Source organism: Dermatophilaceae bacterium Soc4.6, assembly GCA_039889245.1.
Taxonomy (GTDB): Bacteria; Actinomycetota; Actinomycetes; order Actinomycetales; family Dermatophilaceae; genus Lapillicoccus.
Genome location: JAZGVH010000002.1, coordinates 3,524,383 through 3,541,459, shown reverse-complemented (window position 1 = coordinate 3,541,459; position 17,077 = coordinate 3,524,383). Strand labels below are relative to the sequence as shown.

17 protein-coding genes are annotated in these 17,077 nt (G+C 71.6%); 7 read left to right on the top strand and 10 right to left on the bottom strand.

Annotated features, from left to right (window positions below):
* Positions 1-15: 15 nt before the first annotated feature.
* Entirely contained in the window at positions 16-1,167 is a 1,152-nt protein-coding gene (locus V3N99_16595) for a glycosyltransferase family 1 protein (protein ID MEO3938359.1), read from the bottom strand.
* A 122-nt stretch (positions 1,168-1,289) separates the two neighbouring features.
* Here V3N99_16595 and V3N99_16590 point away from each other — a divergent pair, with 122 nt between their 5' ends.
* The 3 genes from V3N99_16590 to V3N99_16580 are packed head-to-tail and all read left to right on the top strand — an operon-like array spanning position 1,290 to position 4,402.
* Entirely contained in the window at positions 1,290-2,138 is an 849-nt protein-coding gene (locus tag V3N99_16590) for an ABC transporter permease (GenBank protein MEO3938358.1), read from the top strand.
* Positions 2,139-3,437, top strand: coding sequence for an ATP-binding cassette domain-containing protein (locus V3N99_16585; GenBank protein MEO3938357.1), 1,299 nt, complete (start codon positions 2,139-2,141; stop codon positions 3,435-3,437).
* Positions 3,434-4,402, top strand: coding sequence for a glycosyltransferase family 2 protein (locus V3N99_16580; protein ID MEO3938356.1), 969 nt, complete (start codon positions 3,434-3,436; stop codon positions 4,400-4,402). Before V3N99_16585 ends, V3N99_16580 begins: the two co-directional genes overlap by 4 nt.
* Positions 4,403-4,633: 231 nt before the next feature.
* Here V3N99_16580 and V3N99_16575 read toward each other — a convergent pair whose 3' ends face one another.
* Both V3N99_16575 and rfbD read right to left on the bottom strand, forming a co-directional pair.
* Positions 4,634-7,210: a glycosyltransferase gene (locus V3N99_16575; protein ID MEO3938355.1), complete on the bottom strand. Its 2,577-nt coding sequence runs from the start codon at positions 7,208-7,210 to the stop codon at positions 4,634-4,636.
* Positions 7,207-8,100, bottom strand: coding sequence for a dTDP-4-dehydrorhamnose reductase (gene rfbD, locus V3N99_16570; protein ID MEO3938354.1), 894 nt, complete (start codon positions 8,098-8,100; stop codon positions 7,207-7,209). Before rfbD ends, V3N99_16575 begins: the two co-directional genes overlap by 4 nt.
* A 90-nt stretch (positions 8,101-8,190) precedes the next feature.
* Between rfbD and rfbA the strand changes: the two genes are divergently transcribed.
* Both rfbA and rfbC read left to right on the top strand, forming a co-directional pair.
* Positions 8,191-9,069 carry a glucose-1-phosphate thymidylyltransferase RfbA gene (gene rfbA, locus V3N99_16565; protein MEO3938353.1) on the top strand — a complete coding sequence of 293 codons (879 nt, stop codon included), beginning with the start codon at positions 8,191-8,193 and terminating at the stop codon, positions 9,067-9,069.
* Positions 9,069-9,668, top strand: coding sequence for a dTDP-4-dehydrorhamnose 3,5-epimerase (gene rfbC, locus V3N99_16560; GenBank protein ID MEO3938352.1), 600 nt, complete (start codon positions 9,069-9,071; stop codon positions 9,666-9,668). Before rfbA ends, rfbC begins: the two co-directional genes overlap by 1 nt.
* A 7-nt stretch (positions 9,669-9,675) precedes the next feature.
* Here rfbC and V3N99_16555 read toward each other — a convergent pair whose 3' ends face one another.
* Positions 9,676-10,743, bottom strand: coding sequence for an NAD-dependent epimerase/dehydratase family protein (locus V3N99_16555; protein MEO3938351.1), 1,068 nt, complete (start codon positions 10,741-10,743; stop codon positions 9,676-9,678).
* A gap of 63 nt (positions 10,744-10,806) precedes the next feature.
* Positions 10,807-12,027: a malic enzyme-like NAD(P)-binding protein gene (locus V3N99_16550; GenBank protein ID MEO3938350.1), complete on the bottom strand. Its 1,221-nt coding sequence runs from the start codon at positions 12,025-12,027 to the stop codon at positions 10,807-10,809.
* Positions 12,028-12,299: 272 nt separating this feature from the next.
* Here V3N99_16550 and V3N99_16545 point away from each other — a divergent pair, with 272 nt between their 5' ends.
* Positions 12,300-12,653 carry a S26 family signal peptidase gene (locus V3N99_16545; GenBank protein MEO3938349.1) on the top strand — a complete coding sequence of 118 codons (354 nt, stop codon included), beginning with the start codon at positions 12,300-12,302 and terminating at the stop codon, positions 12,651-12,653.
* 113 nt (positions 12,654-12,766) lie between these two features.
* On the top strand, positions 12,767-13,183 hold the full coding sequence (sodN, locus tag V3N99_16540; protein MEO3938348.1) for a superoxide dismutase, Ni: 417 nt from the start codon (positions 12,767-12,769) through the stop codon (positions 13,181-13,183).
* Between the two features lie 56 nt (positions 13,184-13,239).
* Here sodN and V3N99_16535 read toward each other — a convergent pair whose 3' ends face one another.
* The 5 genes from V3N99_16535 to V3N99_16515 all read right to left on the bottom strand — a co-directional run bounded on the left by V3N99_16535 (position 13,240) and on the right by V3N99_16515 (position 16,745).
* Positions 13,240-14,628, bottom strand: coding sequence for an HD domain-containing phosphohydrolase (locus V3N99_16535; GenBank protein ID MEO3938347.1), 1,389 nt, complete (start codon positions 14,626-14,628; stop codon positions 13,240-13,242).
* The gene (locus V3N99_16530; protein ID MEO3938346.1) at positions 14,625-16,034 is read right to left on the bottom strand and encodes an HD domain-containing phosphohydrolase; all 1,410 of its coding nucleotides are present in this window, start codon (positions 16,032-16,034) and stop codon (positions 14,625-14,627) included. The genes V3N99_16535 and V3N99_16530 overlap by 4 nt, the downstream gene beginning before the upstream one ends.
* Positions 16,035-16,069: 35 nt before the next feature.
* Positions 16,070-16,207 carry a hypothetical protein gene (locus V3N99_16525; GenBank protein ID MEO3938345.1) on the bottom strand — a complete coding sequence of 46 codons (138 nt, stop codon included), beginning with the start codon at positions 16,205-16,207 and terminating at the stop codon, positions 16,070-16,072.
* 92 nt (positions 16,208-16,299) lie between these two features.
* Positions 16,300-16,449: a hypothetical protein gene (locus V3N99_16520; protein MEO3938344.1), complete on the bottom strand. Its 150-nt coding sequence runs from the start codon at positions 16,447-16,449 to the stop codon at positions 16,300-16,302.
* Between the two features lie 131 nt (positions 16,450-16,580).
* On the bottom strand, positions 16,581-16,745 hold the full coding sequence (locus tag V3N99_16515; protein MEO3938343.1) for a hypothetical protein: 165 nt from the start codon (positions 16,743-16,745) through the stop codon (positions 16,581-16,583).
* Positions 16,746-17,077 lie beyond the last annotated feature (332 nt).

Here is a 17,077-nt window from a genome sequence, read left to right as displayed (position 1 = left end):
GCCCGTCCACCAGGTTCAGCTGACCACGACGGCGGCGTACTCCGCCCACAGTCGAGCCCCCACGAGGGCCGGTGCGAAGGCTTCTGCCCGTCGACGCTCGGCCATGCCGACACCTCGGTCCGCACCGCTCCCTACGTGAGCCGCGTTGACCATGTTGACCATGTCGATGACGCGGGCCACGGCCGCAGCGAGGGCCTCGGCGTCCCCCACGGGAGCGATCGTAGCTACTCCCCCGCCCACCTCGACCAGCGCCGGGTCGTCACTGGTCACCACCGGCACCCCGACCGACATGGCCTCGATGACGGGCAGCCCGAAGCCCTCCGCCCTACTGGGCACGACCAGGGTCAGCGCGCCGGCATACAGGGCGGCGAGGTCGGGGTCGCTGACCCGCCCGACCACGAGCACCCGCTTACCCACCCCACGTCGCCGGGCCAGGTCGTCGACGCCGACGTCGCCCCAGCCTTGCGGTCCAACCACGACGAGGGTCGGCAGACCCGGGTCGGCCGCGAGCGCGTCCACCAGCACGTCGAGGCCCTTGCGGGGCTCGGCGGTGCCGACCACGAGTAGGTAGCGCGGCGGCACGCCCAGGGCCCGTCGCCGGGCTGGCGCATCGGCCGGCACGGAGACCGCGGCGACCGCGGGGGGCACGACCCGCACCGGACAGGCCGGCTGCAGGAGCTCATCGAGCCGCCGCGCCACGACGGCCGTCGGCGCGATGATCAGGTCGGCGCTGCCGGCCACGCGCTCAGCCATCCGCCGGTGGAAGGCGACGCCGCGGGGCGTCAGCGTCTCGGGGTGGGTCCACGGAACGACGTCGTGCACGGTGACGACCAGCCGCGACCCGGCGCGGGTCGGCGGCACCATCAGGGTCGTGGCGTGCACCAGGTCGGCGCGTGGGGCACGCGGTGGCAGCCCCCGCTCCCAGAGCCGCGCGAGCACCCGGAAGCCCATCGGCGACCGTGAGGAGTCGAGCCCCACCGGCAGCTCGAGACCGCCGCCGGGCACGACCCCGCCACACAGGTATGCCGTCAGGCCGGCTCCGGCCGGCCGGGTCGCGTCGAGCGAGCGCAGGACGTTCGCGGCATACCGGCCCGTCCCTCCCGGCAGGGGCGCGGAGAGCTGCGTCGCGACGACGAGCGCGCTCAGGACATGGGGCTCATCAGGCACCGCGCCATCGTGCCACCCGCCGGCGGCGCGTGTCGGCGCACGGCTGGCGCAGGTATCGTGGGCCAGCACCCTCGCAGGGGATCACCCCACCTCGCACGCCTCGACCGAGCAGAAGGACGCGCATGACGCTGGCCACGGAGCGCCACTCACCGCAGTCGTCCCTGCGGTTGCAGCTGATCACGCAGCTGGTCCGCAAGGACCTGAAGATCAAGTACCAGGGCTCGACCCTGGGCTTCATGTGGTCACTGGCCAACCCGCTGCTGATGCTGGTGGTCTACACCTTCGTCTTCTCCTACGTCTTCAAGTCGAACGTGCCGATCTTCGGTTACTTCCTGCTCTCCGGGCTGCTGGTCTTCAACCTCTTCCAGATGGGCGTGATGGGCGCCTCCACCTCGATCACCGGAAACGCCGGCCTGGTCAAGAAGGTCCCCTTCCCCCACATCGCCCTCCCGCTGGCCTCGATCGGCTTCGCCGGGGTGCAGGTGCTGCTGCAGTACGTCGTGCTCATCCTGGCGATGACGCTGACCGGCCACGCGCCGCTGCGCCCCGAGCTGCTGCTGCTGCTGCCTGCCGGGCTGGTCGTGCTCACCCTCACCGTGGGGCTCTCCCTCTTCGTCTCGAGCACGACCGTGCGCTACAAGGACACCCAGCACATCCTCGAGGTCGGGATGTTCGCCTGGGTGTGGCTCTCGGCCGTCATCTACCCGCCGGCCCTCGTCCACGAGAAGCTGCACGGCGGGCTGCCGCTGGCCGCGTTCTACCTCAACCCCATGGCTGGCGTCACCGCGAGCTTCCAGCGCGCCATCTACGGCCAGGTCTACGACCCGAACGGCAACCTGATCCTCGCCAGCCCCGACGACATCTTCTACGTCAAGGCACTGGCCCTCGGCTTCGCCGTCTCCCTGGGCGTCCTCGCTCTCGGCGTGTGGCAGTTCCGGCGCCTCTCGGCCGACTTCGCCGAGGAGCTGTAGATGGTGCGCTCGCTCGGGCAGGAGCTCGACCCCGACGCCCCCGTGCTCATCGCGGCGACGGGAGTGGGCAAGCGCTTCCAGCGGCACAGCCGCAAGGCCACCAGCCTCAAGGAGCGGGTGATCCGCCGCGAGCAGGGGCCCTCCGACGACTTCTGGGCCCTCAGGGGCGTTGACGTGGTCGTGCGCCGCGGCGAGACCGTGGGGCTGATGGGCCCCAACGGGTCGGGCAAGTCGACCCTGCTCAAGGTCCTCTCCGGCATCCTGCGCCAGACCGAGGGGACGGTGCAGATCGAGGGTCGCGTCGCCTCGCTCCTCGAGCTGGGGGCCGGCTTCGACGGTGAGCTGACGGGCCGCGAGAACATCTACCTCAACTCCGCCCTGCTCGGTGTGCCCAAGACCGAGACCGACGCGCTCTTCGACGAGATCGTCGCCTTCAGCGAGCTCGGCGAGTTCATCGACAACCCCGTCAAGCACTACTCCTCGGGGATGTATGTGCGGCTCGGCTTCTCGGTCGCCGTGCACATCGACCCCGACATCCTCATCGTCGACGAGGTGCTCGCCGTCGGCGACGCCGCCTTCCAGAAGAAGTGCCTCGACCGCATCGGCGAGTTCCAGCGGCAGGGCAAGACCATCCTCTTCGTGTCGCACTCGGCCCAGCTGGTCGAGGCGCTGTGCACCCGCGCCGTGCTGCTCAGCCACGGCCAGGTCATCTTCGACGGCCCCACCCGAGAGGGCGGCGACCGCCTCAACGAGCTGATGGGCGTCGACAACGTGGGTCGCGCCGACGTGGGTCTGGCCAAGATCGCGGCCGTCCTGCTGGTCGACCCCAGCACCAACCTGACCCCCGACAGCTTCTCGGCCGACGGCGAGGCCCTCTTCATGGCCGACATCGACTGGGTCGACGACCACCTCGACGAGCCCCTGACCGCGTCGCTGACGATGATCGACGGCGTCGGGGACACGGTCATCGAGGTTGACCCGCGGCCCCTGGTCATTCCGCCCTCCGAGGTGCGCGCCGGTCACCGCTCCTCGATGCGGTGGCGCATCACGCAGCTGCCCGAGCTGCTCGGCGACGTCAGCCTCGTGCTCACCCTGCGCCACGGAGAGTCGTCCATCGCCACCGCCGTCCTGCCCGGCATCCGGGTGCGTCAGAGCGAGCTGCGCACGGCGCCGGGCCAGGCCCGCTTCCTCACGCCGCAGGAACAGGTCGCGGTGCCCGTTGAGCCGGTCGCCGAGCCGGTCGCCGAGCCGGTCGCCGAGCCCGAGCAGCCTGAGGTCGTGCAGAGCGTCGAGGCGTGACGCCCGAGCTCACCGTCGTCGTCGTCACCTGGGAGGCCCGTGACCTCGTGCTGGCCTGCCTCGACTCGCTGCGGCAGCAGGGCCTCGACCGTTCGCGCTGGGCGGTGCACGTCGTCGACAACGGCTCGCACGACGGGACGGCGTCCGCGCTGGCCCAGCACCATCCCGAGGCGACCGTGCAGCGGCTGGAGCGCAACCTCGGCTTCGCCGGCGGCGTGGCGGCCGCGCTCGAGGTCGTCGCCTCGCCGTGGGTCGTGCTGCTCAACAACGACGCCATCCCCGAGACCGACTTCCTCGAGACCCTGGTGCGCTCCCGCGACGCCGACCTCGCGGCCGAGCTGCCGGTCGCGGCCTGGACGGCACGGGTGCTGCTGGCGCAGCCCGTCGACGGTCAGGAGCGGGTCAACTCCACGGGCGTGCTCGTGCACCGCGACGGCAACGGAGCCGACCGCGACTGGCTGGTGCCCGCGGCCGACTCGCACCCTCCGGCCGACGTCTTCGGCTTCTGCGGGGCGGCGGTGCTGCTCGACGCGGAAGCCGTGGCCGGTGTGGGCGGCTTCGACGCGGCCTACTTCCTCTACTACGAGGACACCGACCTCTCGTGGCGGCTGCGCCTCGGTGGCTGGTCGGTGCGCTACGTGCACGAGGCCGTCGTGCACCACGAGCACGGCGCGTCGTCGGGGCTCGGCAGCCCGGTCTTCCGCTTCCACAACGAGCGCAACCGCCTGACCACCCTGGTCAAGGACGCCCCGTGGCGCCTGGTCGTGCCCGTCGTGCTGCGCCACCCGGTGATGTCGCTGGTGCGCATCGCCCGGGGCGGCCCCGCGCGACCCGACGGTCTCCTGCGCCTGCGCGCGTATGCCGCGTTCCTGCGACGCCTCCCCCGCACCCTGGCGACCCGCCGGGCGATGCCGGCCGACATGCGGCGTCGCCGGAGCGACGTGGCCCGCCTGCTCGGCTCCTGACGTGGGGCCGCCCATCGACAGTCAACGCCGCCACAGCGCGAAGATCCTCGACCTCAGGCGACCGCCACAGCCAGAGGCTCACCACAGCTCGAAGATCTGCGACCTGGAGCGACCGCAACACCCCCATGGAGGCCGCGTCCGGGGATGAACCGGGCACCCAGTGTGCCCGGTGTCCTGTCATGGGGCCCCACCGCCCCCGGTCGGATGGCTGGGGGCCGTCCGCCCCCGGGGTCAGCCGCCGCGGGCCAGGCGCAGGATGCGGCCGGAGGCGCGGCGGGCGATCTCACCGACGCCACCCTCCTCGAGGTAGCGCCTGGCCAGCTGGAGGTCGTCCTTCATGCGCGCCTTCGGCAGCGGCGCAGTGAACGAGCGGCCCGCGGAGACGACGACCTCGCCCTTGCTGCGGGCGATGTCGGGCGCCCGGGTGGGGTTGCGGACGAACGCGAGCAGCGGTGCCAGCGAACGGGTCCAGGTGAAGTCCGCGGCGATCGCACGCGACCGCTCCGACGCCGCGGCAGCCGCCTCCTCGTCGGTGAGCAGGTCGGCCATGGCCCGGGCGAGGGCCTCGACGTCCTCGGGGGGCACGGCGGCGCCGAGACCCTCGCGCGAGACGAGGTCACCGAAGGCGTCACCGTCGGTGCACACGATCGGCAGCCCCGCCCATAGGTAGTCGAGGATGCGGGTGCGGAAGCTGAACTCGGTCTCCACGTGGTCGAAGTGACAGCTGACGCCGATGTCGGAGTCGAGCAGGTAGTTCTGCCGGTCGTCGTAGGCCACCCACTGCTCGTTGAAGAAGACGTGGGTGCCCTCGAGGCCGAGGGAGCGGGCCAGCTCGCGCGTGCGCGCCGCCATGTCCATCTCGGGCACGCCGGGGTTGGGATGCTTCATTCCCAGGAAGACGAGTCGTACGGTCGGGACGGTGCGGCGCACGACGTCGATGGCCCGGATGAGGGTGAGCGGGTCGAACCAGTTGTAGACCCCGCCACCCCACAGGACGACCTTGTCGTCGACACCGATTCCCGGGAAGGTGCCCTTGAGCGCGTGCCGGGTCTGCACCGGGGCGCCGGCCGACAGCCCGAAGGGGGCGACGTCGATCAGGCGGCGCAGGCTCTCGTCGGCGTCGTAGGTGAAGGGGTTGATGCGCCCCATGCCGGCGAGCTGACCGAGCCAGAAGTCACGCTGCTTCTCGGAGGCGCACAGCAGGTAGTCGGCACGGGAGAGCTGCCGGTTGAGCGCATCGACGGTGTCGTGCGAGATCTTCTGGCGCTCGTCGGTCGGGCGGGCCCGCTCCTGCTCGAGGGTCTCGAGGTGGAAGGGGTCGTAGACGTCGGCGACGAGGACGGTGTCGCTCTCCTCGATCCAGGTGTGGAACGACAGCAGCAGGCCCTGAAAGACCAGCACGTCCGCCCACTCGACCAGCTCCTTGAGGGCCTTCTTGCTCGTGATCGACTCCGTGTCGAAGCCGTCACCCCCGATGTCGCACCGCGAGGCCGTGGTGACGAGCCGCACCTCGTGCTCGAGACCCATCAGGCGCGACATCTCGTAGGCGCGGATGGCAGGCCCGGCCATCCGCTCACCGAGCGGCTCACCGGTGACCACGGCCACCCGGCGGCGCCGGCTGAAGACCTGCTCGATACCGAAGGCCTCGACGACGTCACCGTGCGCCTTGACGTAGGAGTCGAACGGGTAAGCCGGCTCGAGCGCCTGGCGGAAGAGCGGGAAGAGGTCGAGGTCGGACCGGCGGCGACGACGCTGGAGGTCCTCCCGGTCGCGCAGGAGCGTCGGCAGGTGCTCGACGAGGTAGTCGATCGCCAGGGGGCCCGTCAGGGCCATCTTCGGCACGGCGACGTCGGGGTCACCGTCGCCGCCCGGTCGCACCTGCAGGTCGAGCATCCGGGCGTCGAGGTCGGTGCGGGCCACGGAGCGCCGCACCGCGAGGGCCATCGCTCCCGGGAGGGTGCGGGCGAGGGTCTCGTCGTCGTAGTTCTTGTAGAGCGACATGAGCGCGTTGCGCTCGAGGAGGTAGGCCTCGCGGTAGCTGCCGAACTTGTTCATCGTCGCGTGGTGCTTGTGGAAGGCCAGCGAGGTGGGCACGTAGCGGAAGCGGTGGCCGAGCAGGTTGAGCCGCCAGCCGAAGTCGACGTCCTCGTAGAACATGAAGAAGCGCTCGTCGAAGCCGCCGAGCTCGTGGAAGAGCGCCCGGCGCACGAACATCGCGGCGCCGGTGCCGAAGAGGACGTCCTGCGGCCGGTCGTAGCCCGGTGCGTCGACGTGCTCGGCCTCGCGCTTGTAGCCGCCGCCCCACCAGGTGAGCGACCCGTCGACGAAGTCGACGAGCTTGCCGTCCCAGTCAAGGACCTTGGAGGCCACGGCGCCGACCTCGTGGTCGGCGAGGAAGACGGCGATGGCAGCCGAGACCCACCCGGTGTCGGGGCGGGCGTCGTTGTTGAGGAAGGCCACGAACTCGCCTGTGGCGCGGGACGATCCGAGGTTGCAGCCACCGGCGAAGCCGAGGTTGCCGCCCGACTCGACCACGACGACGTCGGGCAGCGCCGCCCGGATGCGCTCGGCGGACCCGTCGCCCGAGTCGTTGTCGACGACCAGCAGCTCGAGCTGCTCGGCGGGCCAGTCGAGCTCCTTCAGAGCACGCAGGCAGGTGATCGTGTCGTCGGCCCCCTTGTAGTTGACGAGGACGACCGAGACCAGCCCGGGCACCAGCGTCTCGGGGGTGTCGGTGAGGTGCTCACGGGCCGGGTCGACCGGCTCGTCGCCGCCCCGACGCAGCACGCGACGCACGAGGTCGCTCATCGCGCCCCTCCGACGGTCGAGCCGTCGACGGCCGGGGCGAGCACGGGGGCCGTGACGGCCCGGACCGACCGGGCGAGCGAGGCCCGCCACGGCGGCAGCGGCTCGACGCCGGCGCGGGCCCACGCGTCGTGCCCCAGCACGGAGTAGGCGGGGCGGGGGGCCGGTCGGGGGAAGGCCGCGGTCGTGGTCGTGGCCACCCGCTCGGGATCGAGCCCGAGCAGGGTGAACATCTCGCGGGTCAGCCCCCACCAAGTCGTCTCACCCTGCGCGGTGCCGTGGTAGGTGCCCGCCGGCGCACCGGCCGACAGCAGCCGCTCGATGCCCTCGGCCAGGTCGCGCGTCCACGTGGGCTGCCCCCGCTGGTCGTCGACGACCGACAGGGTCGGGTGCTGCGTGGAGAGCCGGGCCATCGTGCGCACGAAGCTGGGGCCGTGCTCGCCGTAGAGCCAGGCCGTGCGCACGACGAGGGCGTCGGGGCAGATCGCCCGCACGGCCCACTCGCCTGCGGCCTTGGTGCGGCCGTAGGCGGAGATGGGCGCCAGCGGTGCGTCCTCGGCATACGGGGTCGTCGCCGTGCCGTCGAAGACGTAGTCGGTGGAGACCTGCACCAGGCGGGCACCGGCCCGGGCGCTGGCCGTGGCGAGGGTCGCCGCGCCGGTGGCGTTGGCGGTGAAGGCCTCGGACTCGTGGGTCTCGGCGTCGTCGACGGCCGTCCACGCGGCGGCGTTGACCACCGCGTCGTGGCCCGTCACGGCCTGCGCACAGGCGTCGGCGGAGGTGATGTCGAGGTCGCTGCGAGTGGTCAGGGTGACCTCGTGGCCGGCCGTCCGGAGCACGTCGTCGAGGTCGCGCCCGAGCATGCCGGCGCCGCCGGTCACGAGGATTCTCATGGCGTCGAGGCTATCGCGACCGGCAGGCCCTCCCGGTCCGGGCTGCGTCGGTTGTCCACGGGGCGACCTCGGTCGGTAGGGTCGGCACCCATGAAGGGAATCATCCTCGCCGGTGGCTCGGGCACGCGTCTGCACCCCATCACCCGTGGCATCAGCAAGCAGATCATGCCGGTCTACGACAAGCCCATGATCTACTACCCGCTCTCGACGCTGATGATGGCCGGCATCCACGAGATCCTGGTCATCACCACCCCGCAGGACGTCGACCAGTTCGAGCGGCTGCTCGGCGACGGGCGCAGCTGGGGCATCGAGATCTCCTATGCCGTGCAGCCCAGCCCCGACGGGCTGGCTCAGGCCTTCATCATCGGCGCCGACTTCATCGGTGACGACTCGGTGGCCCTCGTCCTCGGCGACAACATCTTCTACGGCATCGGCCTCGGCACCTCGCTGCGCGAGAACGCCGACCTCGTCGGGGGCAAGGTCTTCGCTTACCACGTGACCGAGCCGTCGGCCTACGGCGTCGTGGAGTTCGACGACGACGGCACCGTGCTCTCGATCGAGGAGAAGCCGGTCGAGCCGAAGAGCAGCTACGCCGTCCCCGGGCTCTACTTCTACGACAACGACGTGATCGCGATCGCCCGCGACCTGCAGCCGAGCGCCCGCGGCGAGCTCGAGATCACCGGCATCAACGACGCCTACCTCAAGCGCGGGTCGCTGTCGGTCACGGTGCTGCCGCGCGGCACGGCGTGGTTCGACACCGGCACCTTCCAGGGGCTGCTCGAGGCGAGTCAGTTCGTCCACGTCATCGAGGCCCGGCAGGGCCAGAAGATCGGCTGCGTCGAGGAGGTCGCCTGGCGCAACGGGTGGCTCACCGACCTCGAGTTCGACGCCCTCGCCGACCCGCTCGTCAAGAGCGGGTACGGCACCTACATGAAGGGCGTGCTGCTCGAGGGAAAGGACCGCCGCTGATGGACATCAGCCCCCTGTCCATCGAGGGCGCCTGGGTCGTCACCCCGCGCCAGTTCCCCGACAGCCGAGGCGTCTTCGCCGAGGGCTTCCGGACCGACCACCTCGCCGAGGCCATCGGTCACGAGATGACGGTGCGCCAGACCAACCTGTCGGTGTCGGTCGCCGGCGCCGTCCGCGGCATCCACTACAGCGACGTGCCGCCGTCCCAGGCGAAGTACGTCCAGGCCATGTCGGGGGTCTTCCTCGACATCGTGGTCGACGTGCGGGTCGGGTCGCCGACCTTCGGGCAGTACGACGCCGTGCGGCTCGACACCGTCGACCGCAGGGCCGTCTACCTCTCGGAGGGTCTCGGGCACGCGCTGGTCTGCGTCGAGGAGGGGATGTGCGTCTACCTCTGCTCCGAGGTCTACGCCCCCACCCGCGAGCGCGGCATCACGCCGGTCGACCCGCAGATCGCGCTCGCCTTCCCCGAAGGCCTGGCCACCGTGCTGTCCGAGAAGGACACGGGCGCAACGACGCTCGCCGAGGCGGCCGAGCAGGGCCTGCTCCCTTCGTACGACGACTGCGTGGCCTTCCGCCGCTCGCTCGCCGGGCGCTGACCGCGCTTCAGGCGGGGGCCTCCGGTCCCTGCGCGTCGATCCACGTGCAGAGCGCGGGCAGGCCGGCCGCGAGCGGCACCGAGGGGCTCCATCCCAGTTCCTGCCCGGCCGGCACGGGGTCGGCCCAGCAGGCCCGCACGTCGCCGTCGCGGAAGGCGCCGGTGACCCGGGGGTCCGGCGCGCCGTAGACCGACGCGACCTGCTGGGCGAGCGCGAGCACCGACGTCGCCTCCCCTGACCCGATGTCGACCGCCCCGGATGGGACCGCGTCACCGCAGACGGCCCGCACGAGCGCTCTCGCGACGTCGTCGACGTGCACGAAGTCACGGAGGATGGCGCCGTCCTCGTAGACCGGGATCGACTCGCCCGCTCGGGCGAGCCGGGCGAAGAGCGGCACGATGCCGGTGTAGGGGTTCGTGAGGGACTGGCCGGGCCCGTAGACGTTCTGCAGGCGCAGCACGCTCGGCTCGACCCCCACCGCCAGCGCCCAGGCCCGGAGCACGTGCTCCTGGGCGAGCTTCGTCGCGCCGTAGACGCTGGTCGGGGCGGGAAGCATACGAGGGTCACCGGCCGGGAGGGGGGTGAGGCCGGGGAAGTCCCACTGCGCGGCCGCGAGCATCGCGTGGCTGCGCTGACCGGGCTGGCGCACGGCCCCGTCAGCGTCGACCCACGCCCCCTCGCCGTAGACGGCACGGCTGGAGGCGAGCACGATGCGCTGCGGCAGGGCGTCGTGGCGCGCGAGGGCATCCAGCAGGCGGGTCGTGCCGACGACGTTGGTGCTCGAGTGGCGGGTGGACTCGGTGAGCGACTGGGCCGTGCCCGTCTCCGCCGCCAGGTGCAGCACGACCCGGGGACGCAGGCCGCGCAGCAGGTCGTCCCAGACCCGCTCGTCCGTCACGTCACCCACGACCAGCTCGACGCGGGGGTCGAGAGCCGCCGGACGCTCGCGAGGCTCGTGCACCTGCGGGTGCAGGCTGTCGAGGGCGACGACCGCCCCGAACGAGTCGGCGAGGGCGGCAGAGACGGCGACGCCGATGAAGCCGGCCCCGCCCGTGACCAGGCACAGGTCGTCCATCCTCCGACCCTACCGACCCCCACCCCACCCCACGCGACTTGACGCAGCGCTGGGGGCTGCGAGTCAGACGGCGGAGGTGACCGCTGCAGCGACCGCGGGCGCGACACGAGGATCGAAGACGCTCGGCACGATCGTGTCGGCCGTCGGTCGCTCGACGAGCCCGGCGATGGCGTGGGCCGCCGCGAGCTTCATGTCCTCGGTGATCGCCGTGGCCCCCGAGTCGAGGGCCCCGCGGAAGATGCCGGGGAAGGCGAGCACGTTGTTGATCTGGTTGGGGAAGTCGGAGCGGCCGGTGGCGACGATCCGGGCGTAGCGGTGCGCCACGTCGGGGTGCACCTCGGGGTCGGGGTTGGCCAGCGCGAAGATCATGGCGTCGGGCGACATGCCGGCGAGCGCCGTCTCGGGGACCGTCCCTCCGGAGACCCCGACGAAGACGTCGGCTCCGTCGAGGGCCTCGGCCAGGCCACCTTGGACGTCGCGCGGGTTGGTGAGGGCGACGAGGTCGGTCTTGTGGCTGGGCAGCCCCTCCCGACCGCTGTGCAGCGTGCCCCGGCTGTCGACCACGACGACGTCGGGCACACCGGCGAGGAGCAGGATCTTGGTCACTGCCACCCCGGCGGCGCCGGCGCCCGACACCACGACCCGTAGGCCGTCTAGACGGCGACCCAGCACCTTGGCGCCGTTGATCAGGGCAGCCAGGGTGACGATGGCGGTGCCGTGCTGGTCGTCATGGAAGACCGGGATGTCGAGGCGGGCCTTGAGCCGGGCCTCGATCTCGAAGCAGCGGGGGGCGGAGATGTCCTCGAGGTTGATGCCGCCATACGTCGGGGCGACGCGGGCGATGGCCTCGACGAGCTCGTCCACGGTGCCCGTCTCCATGCACAGCGGCACGGCGTCGACGTCGGCGAAGTGCTTGAAGAGCACCGCCTTGCCCTCCATCACCGGCAGCGCCGCGAGGGGGCCGATATCGCCGAGGCCCAGCACCGCGGTGCCGTCGCTGATCACCGCGACGGTGTTGCGCCGTGTCGTGTAGGTCGCCGCGAGCTTGGGGTCGACCGCGATGGCCTGGCAGACGCGGGCCACCCCCGGGGTGTACAGCAGAGCGAGGTCGGCCGCGTCGCGCAGCGGGTGCGTGGCCGCCGTGGCGAGCTTGCCACCGATGTGCGCCCGGAAGACCGGGTCGTTGGGGTCGAAGAACGCGCCACCGACGCCCTTCGTCGAGTCGTGAGTCGCGTCAACCGACGGATCGGCGGTCGTCGGGTCCGTGGTGGTGGTGGAGGTCATGACGGGGAACCCTTCCGGGTCGAGAGAGGGATCTCGAGGAGGCTCGAGGCAGGCGACGAGGACGACGCCGGGGCGGAGCGGCACACGCATGGATGTCTGCATTCGCAGGCCGAGGTGGTGGCCACTACAACGCTGGTGACGGACGCCCGGAGCTGGTGGGCCCGGTGATCCTGTCCTCATCGTGCCATGCCTCAGCCGTTCGGCGCCATCGATCCGAGCACGATGTGACCCGGGTCGCGTCCGCCACCCCCGGGGTGAGCAGAATGGGTCGCATGGGATGGCCCAGGGTCGGTGTCGCCGTGGTGCACGGTCGCTCGATGGAGCCGACGCTGCACGAGGGAGACCGCCTGCTGGTCGCCTACGGCGTCCGCGCTCTGCGGGGTCGGCTCGCGATCGTGAGGTTGCCGGACGGGGAGTCGGGCCCGCGGCCTCCCGCCGTCAAGCGTGTCACCCACCGAGCGCCCGGCGGCGCGGGCTGGTGGGTGGAGCGCGACAACCCCGCCGAGGGTGTCGACTCGTGGTTGGTGGGGGCGGTCCCCGAGGCCGGGGTGCTCGGTCTCGTCGTCTGCCGGCTCCCGCGCCTCCCCGGCCCGCTCGGGCGCTGGATGGCGCGGCGGCCCGGCTGAGGGCCCACCGTCGGCGCCGGTGCCCCCTGCGGGATGTCGGCTCCCGGGTGCGGGGGTAGGTTGAGTCAAGCAGCGACGACACCCCGCTGCCCACCGACGAAAGGGATCACGCGATGACAGCTCGACTCCTGACCCGCCTGTTCGCCCCCACGATCGAGGTCAGCGCCCACTGCGACCTCCCCTGTGGCATCTATGACCCCGCCCAGGCCAAGCTGGAGGCGCAGTCGGTCAAGGCCTGTATGGAGAAGGTCCAGGGCAACGACGCGGCCGACTTCGTGGCGCGTGCGCGCACCATCAAGGAAGAGCGCTCCGACCTGGTCAAGCACCACCTCTGGGTGCTGTGGACCGACTACTTCAAGCCCCCCCACTTCGAGAAGTACCCGCAGCTGCACGAGCTGTTCAACGAGGCGACCAAGCTCGCCGGTGCCGGTGGCACCAAGGCCTCGTGGGACGTCGCGGTCGCCGACCAGCTGCTGGCGAAGATCGACGAGATCGCCGACATCTTCTGGGAGACTAAGAAGGCGGCCTGACGCCGAGTTCCTCTGCGCGCCGGTGGGCGGTACCCCTCGCGGGGTGCCGCCCACGGTCATCGCAGTGACGTCTCCGCGACGTCGGCTCCACCGTCGAACCCCTGCGGGTCCCGGACTCCCTCGCCCCTGCGCAGGATGAGCACCCGCTGCAGCGCGTCGACCACCACGGGGTCGTACTCGTAGCCCAACCCGAGCTGGATGCGCTCGATGGCGGTGTCGCGGCTGGCGGGGGTCGGCTCGTCCCCCGCGAGATCGTCGTAGGCGTTGGCCACCTTGATGATCCGGGCCGCCAGGGGGATCTTCTCCCCCAGCTCGCGGACGTGCCGGTAGGGCCGGGCCTGCAGCTCGAGGATGGCGGCCACCTCGTCGAGCACCCCTGTGCGCTGCACGATCTGGGCGGAGTCCACGGCGATGCGGTCCTGGTCGGCGGGGGCCGCGAGCATCGTGGCGCCACCGGGGATCGGCACCCGCAGGGCGAGCTGACCGATGTCGTGCAGCAGCGCGGCATACTCCAGCGTGACCACCTCACGCGAGGGGACACCGAGCACGCGACCGATCCCGATGCTGAGCCGCGCGACGCGGGCCGGGTGGTCTGCGGGGGTGTAGCCGCCGACCTCGGTCAGTCGCGACAGGGTGCGGATCGTCTGGGTGTAGGTCTCGCGGATGCCGGCGTAGCGGCGGATCGACCACTGGGTCAGGACGAGCGGGATGAGGAACACCGGGACGGCGATCACCCCGAGCGCGGGCTCCGCCAGCGCGATGAGGGCGCCCGAAGCGGCGAGCGCCGTGCTGAGACCGAGCATCTGCCGCAGCTCGTCGAGCACCGCGACCCGCCAGGGCACGTGACCGTCCCCAGCAGCCAGGGTCGCCGACACCAGGCTCTCGGCGACGAGGGCAAGCGCCGAGACGACCACCATTGCGACGGCGGTCAGCCACCGCTGATCCCCCCACCCCGACTGGGCGACGACCAGGGGTGCACCGCCGACGAGCGGCACCGTGCGGTAGATGACGGCGGCGGCCGCGGCCCCGAGGAGTCGGGCGGCCACCTCTTGGTGGTGCCGGGGTCGCTTGACCACGGCGGTCACCAGCAGCGGCAGGGCCATGGCCACCGCAGTGGTGGCGATGGTGGTGCTCGCGTCGAAGTGCACCGCCTGGCTGTCGACCTCGGCGGTCATCGCCAGCGCGTAGGCTGCAGCCACCGACATCGGGGCGCTCTCCCGAGACCCCGGGAGCGTGATCCGGTTGAGCTCCCCCACGGCGATGGTGACCAGGAACACCCCGAGCACGAGCACCTCGCGCGCGCCGCGGATACCCGTCCCGGAGCCACCGGTCCACCCCACGGTGGCGGCGACGGTGCGGGCGAGGCAGAGCAGGCCGAGCGCGGTCGCGAAGCCGATGACGAGCATCCCCCGCCGACGCCGCACCACCAGCCTGAGCCGGGTCACGGCAACAGCCCGATCGACGGCCTGACGTCGGCGACCAGCCGGGCGTAGAGGTCGGAGGCCGCCGGGTCGTCGTGGTCGAAGTAGGCCGCCCTCGCGGGTGGGTCCTCCATCTCGACGACCCCCGCCTCCCAGGTGCGCCGTTCCAGAACCCGGGCGAGGGCATCGACGATCGCGGGGTCGAACTGGGTCTCGGAGCGCGCCCGCAGTTCGAGCAGCGCGTCACGCACGCCGAGGCCGTCCCGGCCGGGCCGGCGCACGGTCAGGGAGTCGAAGCCGTCGGCCACCGCGATGATCCGGCTGATCAGGGGGATATCGCCCCCGGCCAGACCGTCGGGGTATCCGCGCCCGTCCCATCGCTCGTGATGGTGGCGGATGCCGTCGAGCGAGTCCTCGAGGAACGTCACCCCTCGGAGCAGGTCGACCCCGCTCTCGCTGTGCCGGGCCAGAACCATCAGATCGGCCCTGGTCTGGTCTCCCTCGCCTCGGACGATGCGGGTCGGGAGGCCCACCTTGCCGACGTCGTGGAGCATTGCAGCGAAGCGCAGGGCGCCGACCTCCTGCACGGACAGCCCCAGGGGCTCGACGAACCACTCCACGAGGCCGGCCAGCCTCGCGCTGTGGCCCACCGAGTGCGGGTCCTTGGTCTCGACCGCTGTGACGAGCGCCGACAGCGCGCTCTCGTGGGCCCGCACCTCGTCGCCGTACTGCACGAACGCCCAACGGGCGACGAAGAGGGGCGCGAGGATGAGGACGGCGCTGAAGGGACCGACGCCGGCGGGCACCCACAGCACCACGAGGAGGAAGCCGACGACGCCGTAGCCGAGGTAGGCCGGGCCTGAGGTGCCCACCATGCCGAGGAAGGTGACGCGGAAGGGCCGTCGGATGTCGGCGTTCATGATGCCGGCGATGAGCACGGCGTTCCCGACCATCTGCGTGACGTCGGCCAGGAGCAGGGGCAGTGCCACGCTCAACACCAGGGACTGGGCTCCGGTGACCGAGTTCAGGTCGCGAGCCCCCCCCACCAGGAGGTAGACGCTGCCTCCGAGAGTGCCCAGGACGAGGAACGCGACGGAGTTGAAGTACCGGCGGATCAGCGGGGTGGGCCGCGGGTTGACCGCGAAGGTCACGGCTCCAACGACAGCCGCTCCGACGGGGCCGACCAGGGGGATGGCCGCGAGGACGATGATGCTGAGGTTGGAGAACTGGATCCGCGCGCCGACGTCCCTCTCCTTGAGGAACTCACTGAGCAGACCGAGGCCCGTGAGGGCGACGAGGGCGACGAGGTTGGTCGGCGCCGGCGCCAGCCACCACGCGAGCACGAACCCCACGAGCGCCAGGACGGAGGTCGCGGTGATGTAGGCGACCAGCCGGGGCGACCTGCGGGGTGCGGGGACCGCATGGGACATGACCCCACGGTAGTCGCACGCCCCTGCGCGGGTCATCAGCTCCAGGCGGACTGCGGGCCCCAGCTCCAGGCGGACTGCGGGCCCCAGCTCCAGGCCGACTGCGGGCCCCAGCTCCAGGCACCGTCGGTGTCGGTGTCGCGGTCGGTGAGGGTGGTGGTGGAGGTGGTGTTCATGGTAAAGGCCTCTCGTGGTGGTTCAGCGGGAAGGGGACGGCAGGGGGGACAGCGACGGAGCGCGAGCGGGCGAGACCGAGGGTCTCGCCGGGTCACCAGCTCCAGGCGGACTGCGGGCCCCAGCTCCAGGCGCTCTGCGGGCCCCAGCTCCAGGCGCCCTCGGTGCCGGTGAGGGTGGGGTCGGACGCGGGAGCCGCGGCAGCGCGGGGGGTGGAGGACGGGGTGGTGGCGACGATGTTCATGGCAAGGACCTCTCGTGGTGCTTCAACAGAAGGGGGGACTTCGGGGGGGACTTCCGGGGGGACTGCTGTGGGGGGACTTCAGAGCGACGGCGAGGGAGCGCGACCGGTTAGGACCGAGGGTCTCGCCGGGGTCACCAGCTCCAGGCCGACTGCGGGCCCCAGCCCGGCGCGTGGCGGGCACCGTTCGGCGCGTCGGCGGCGCGGCTCGCCGGTGCGGCCGCGACGTCGGCTCTGTCCCAGGTCGGCATCGCGGGCGTGGTGAGCATGGACTCGAAGAGCTTGGTGAACGACTTCATCGGATGACCTCTCGTGGTGTCGCGTTCGGGGCGCGACGACATGGCGGCGCCGAGGTTTTCGGGACCGTGTCTGGACCAAGGGCCACGCGTCCGCGGCCACCTACTGCACTGCTCAATCTCGCAGAGAGCGAGGTTTGATACGACGGGTACCTCCTCTCAGTCGGCAAACTTTGCCAAGAATTGAAGGTATCTGACCCTTTGGGAGGTTTTTGACCTGCGCCGACAGAGTATGGTCTCCCCTCCGGCCCAGTTCCAGGGGGCCGAGCGTCGGCCTCGCGTGTGGGAGACTGAGCCAGGACGAGCCCCCCGCTCGTGACCATCCACCCGACCAC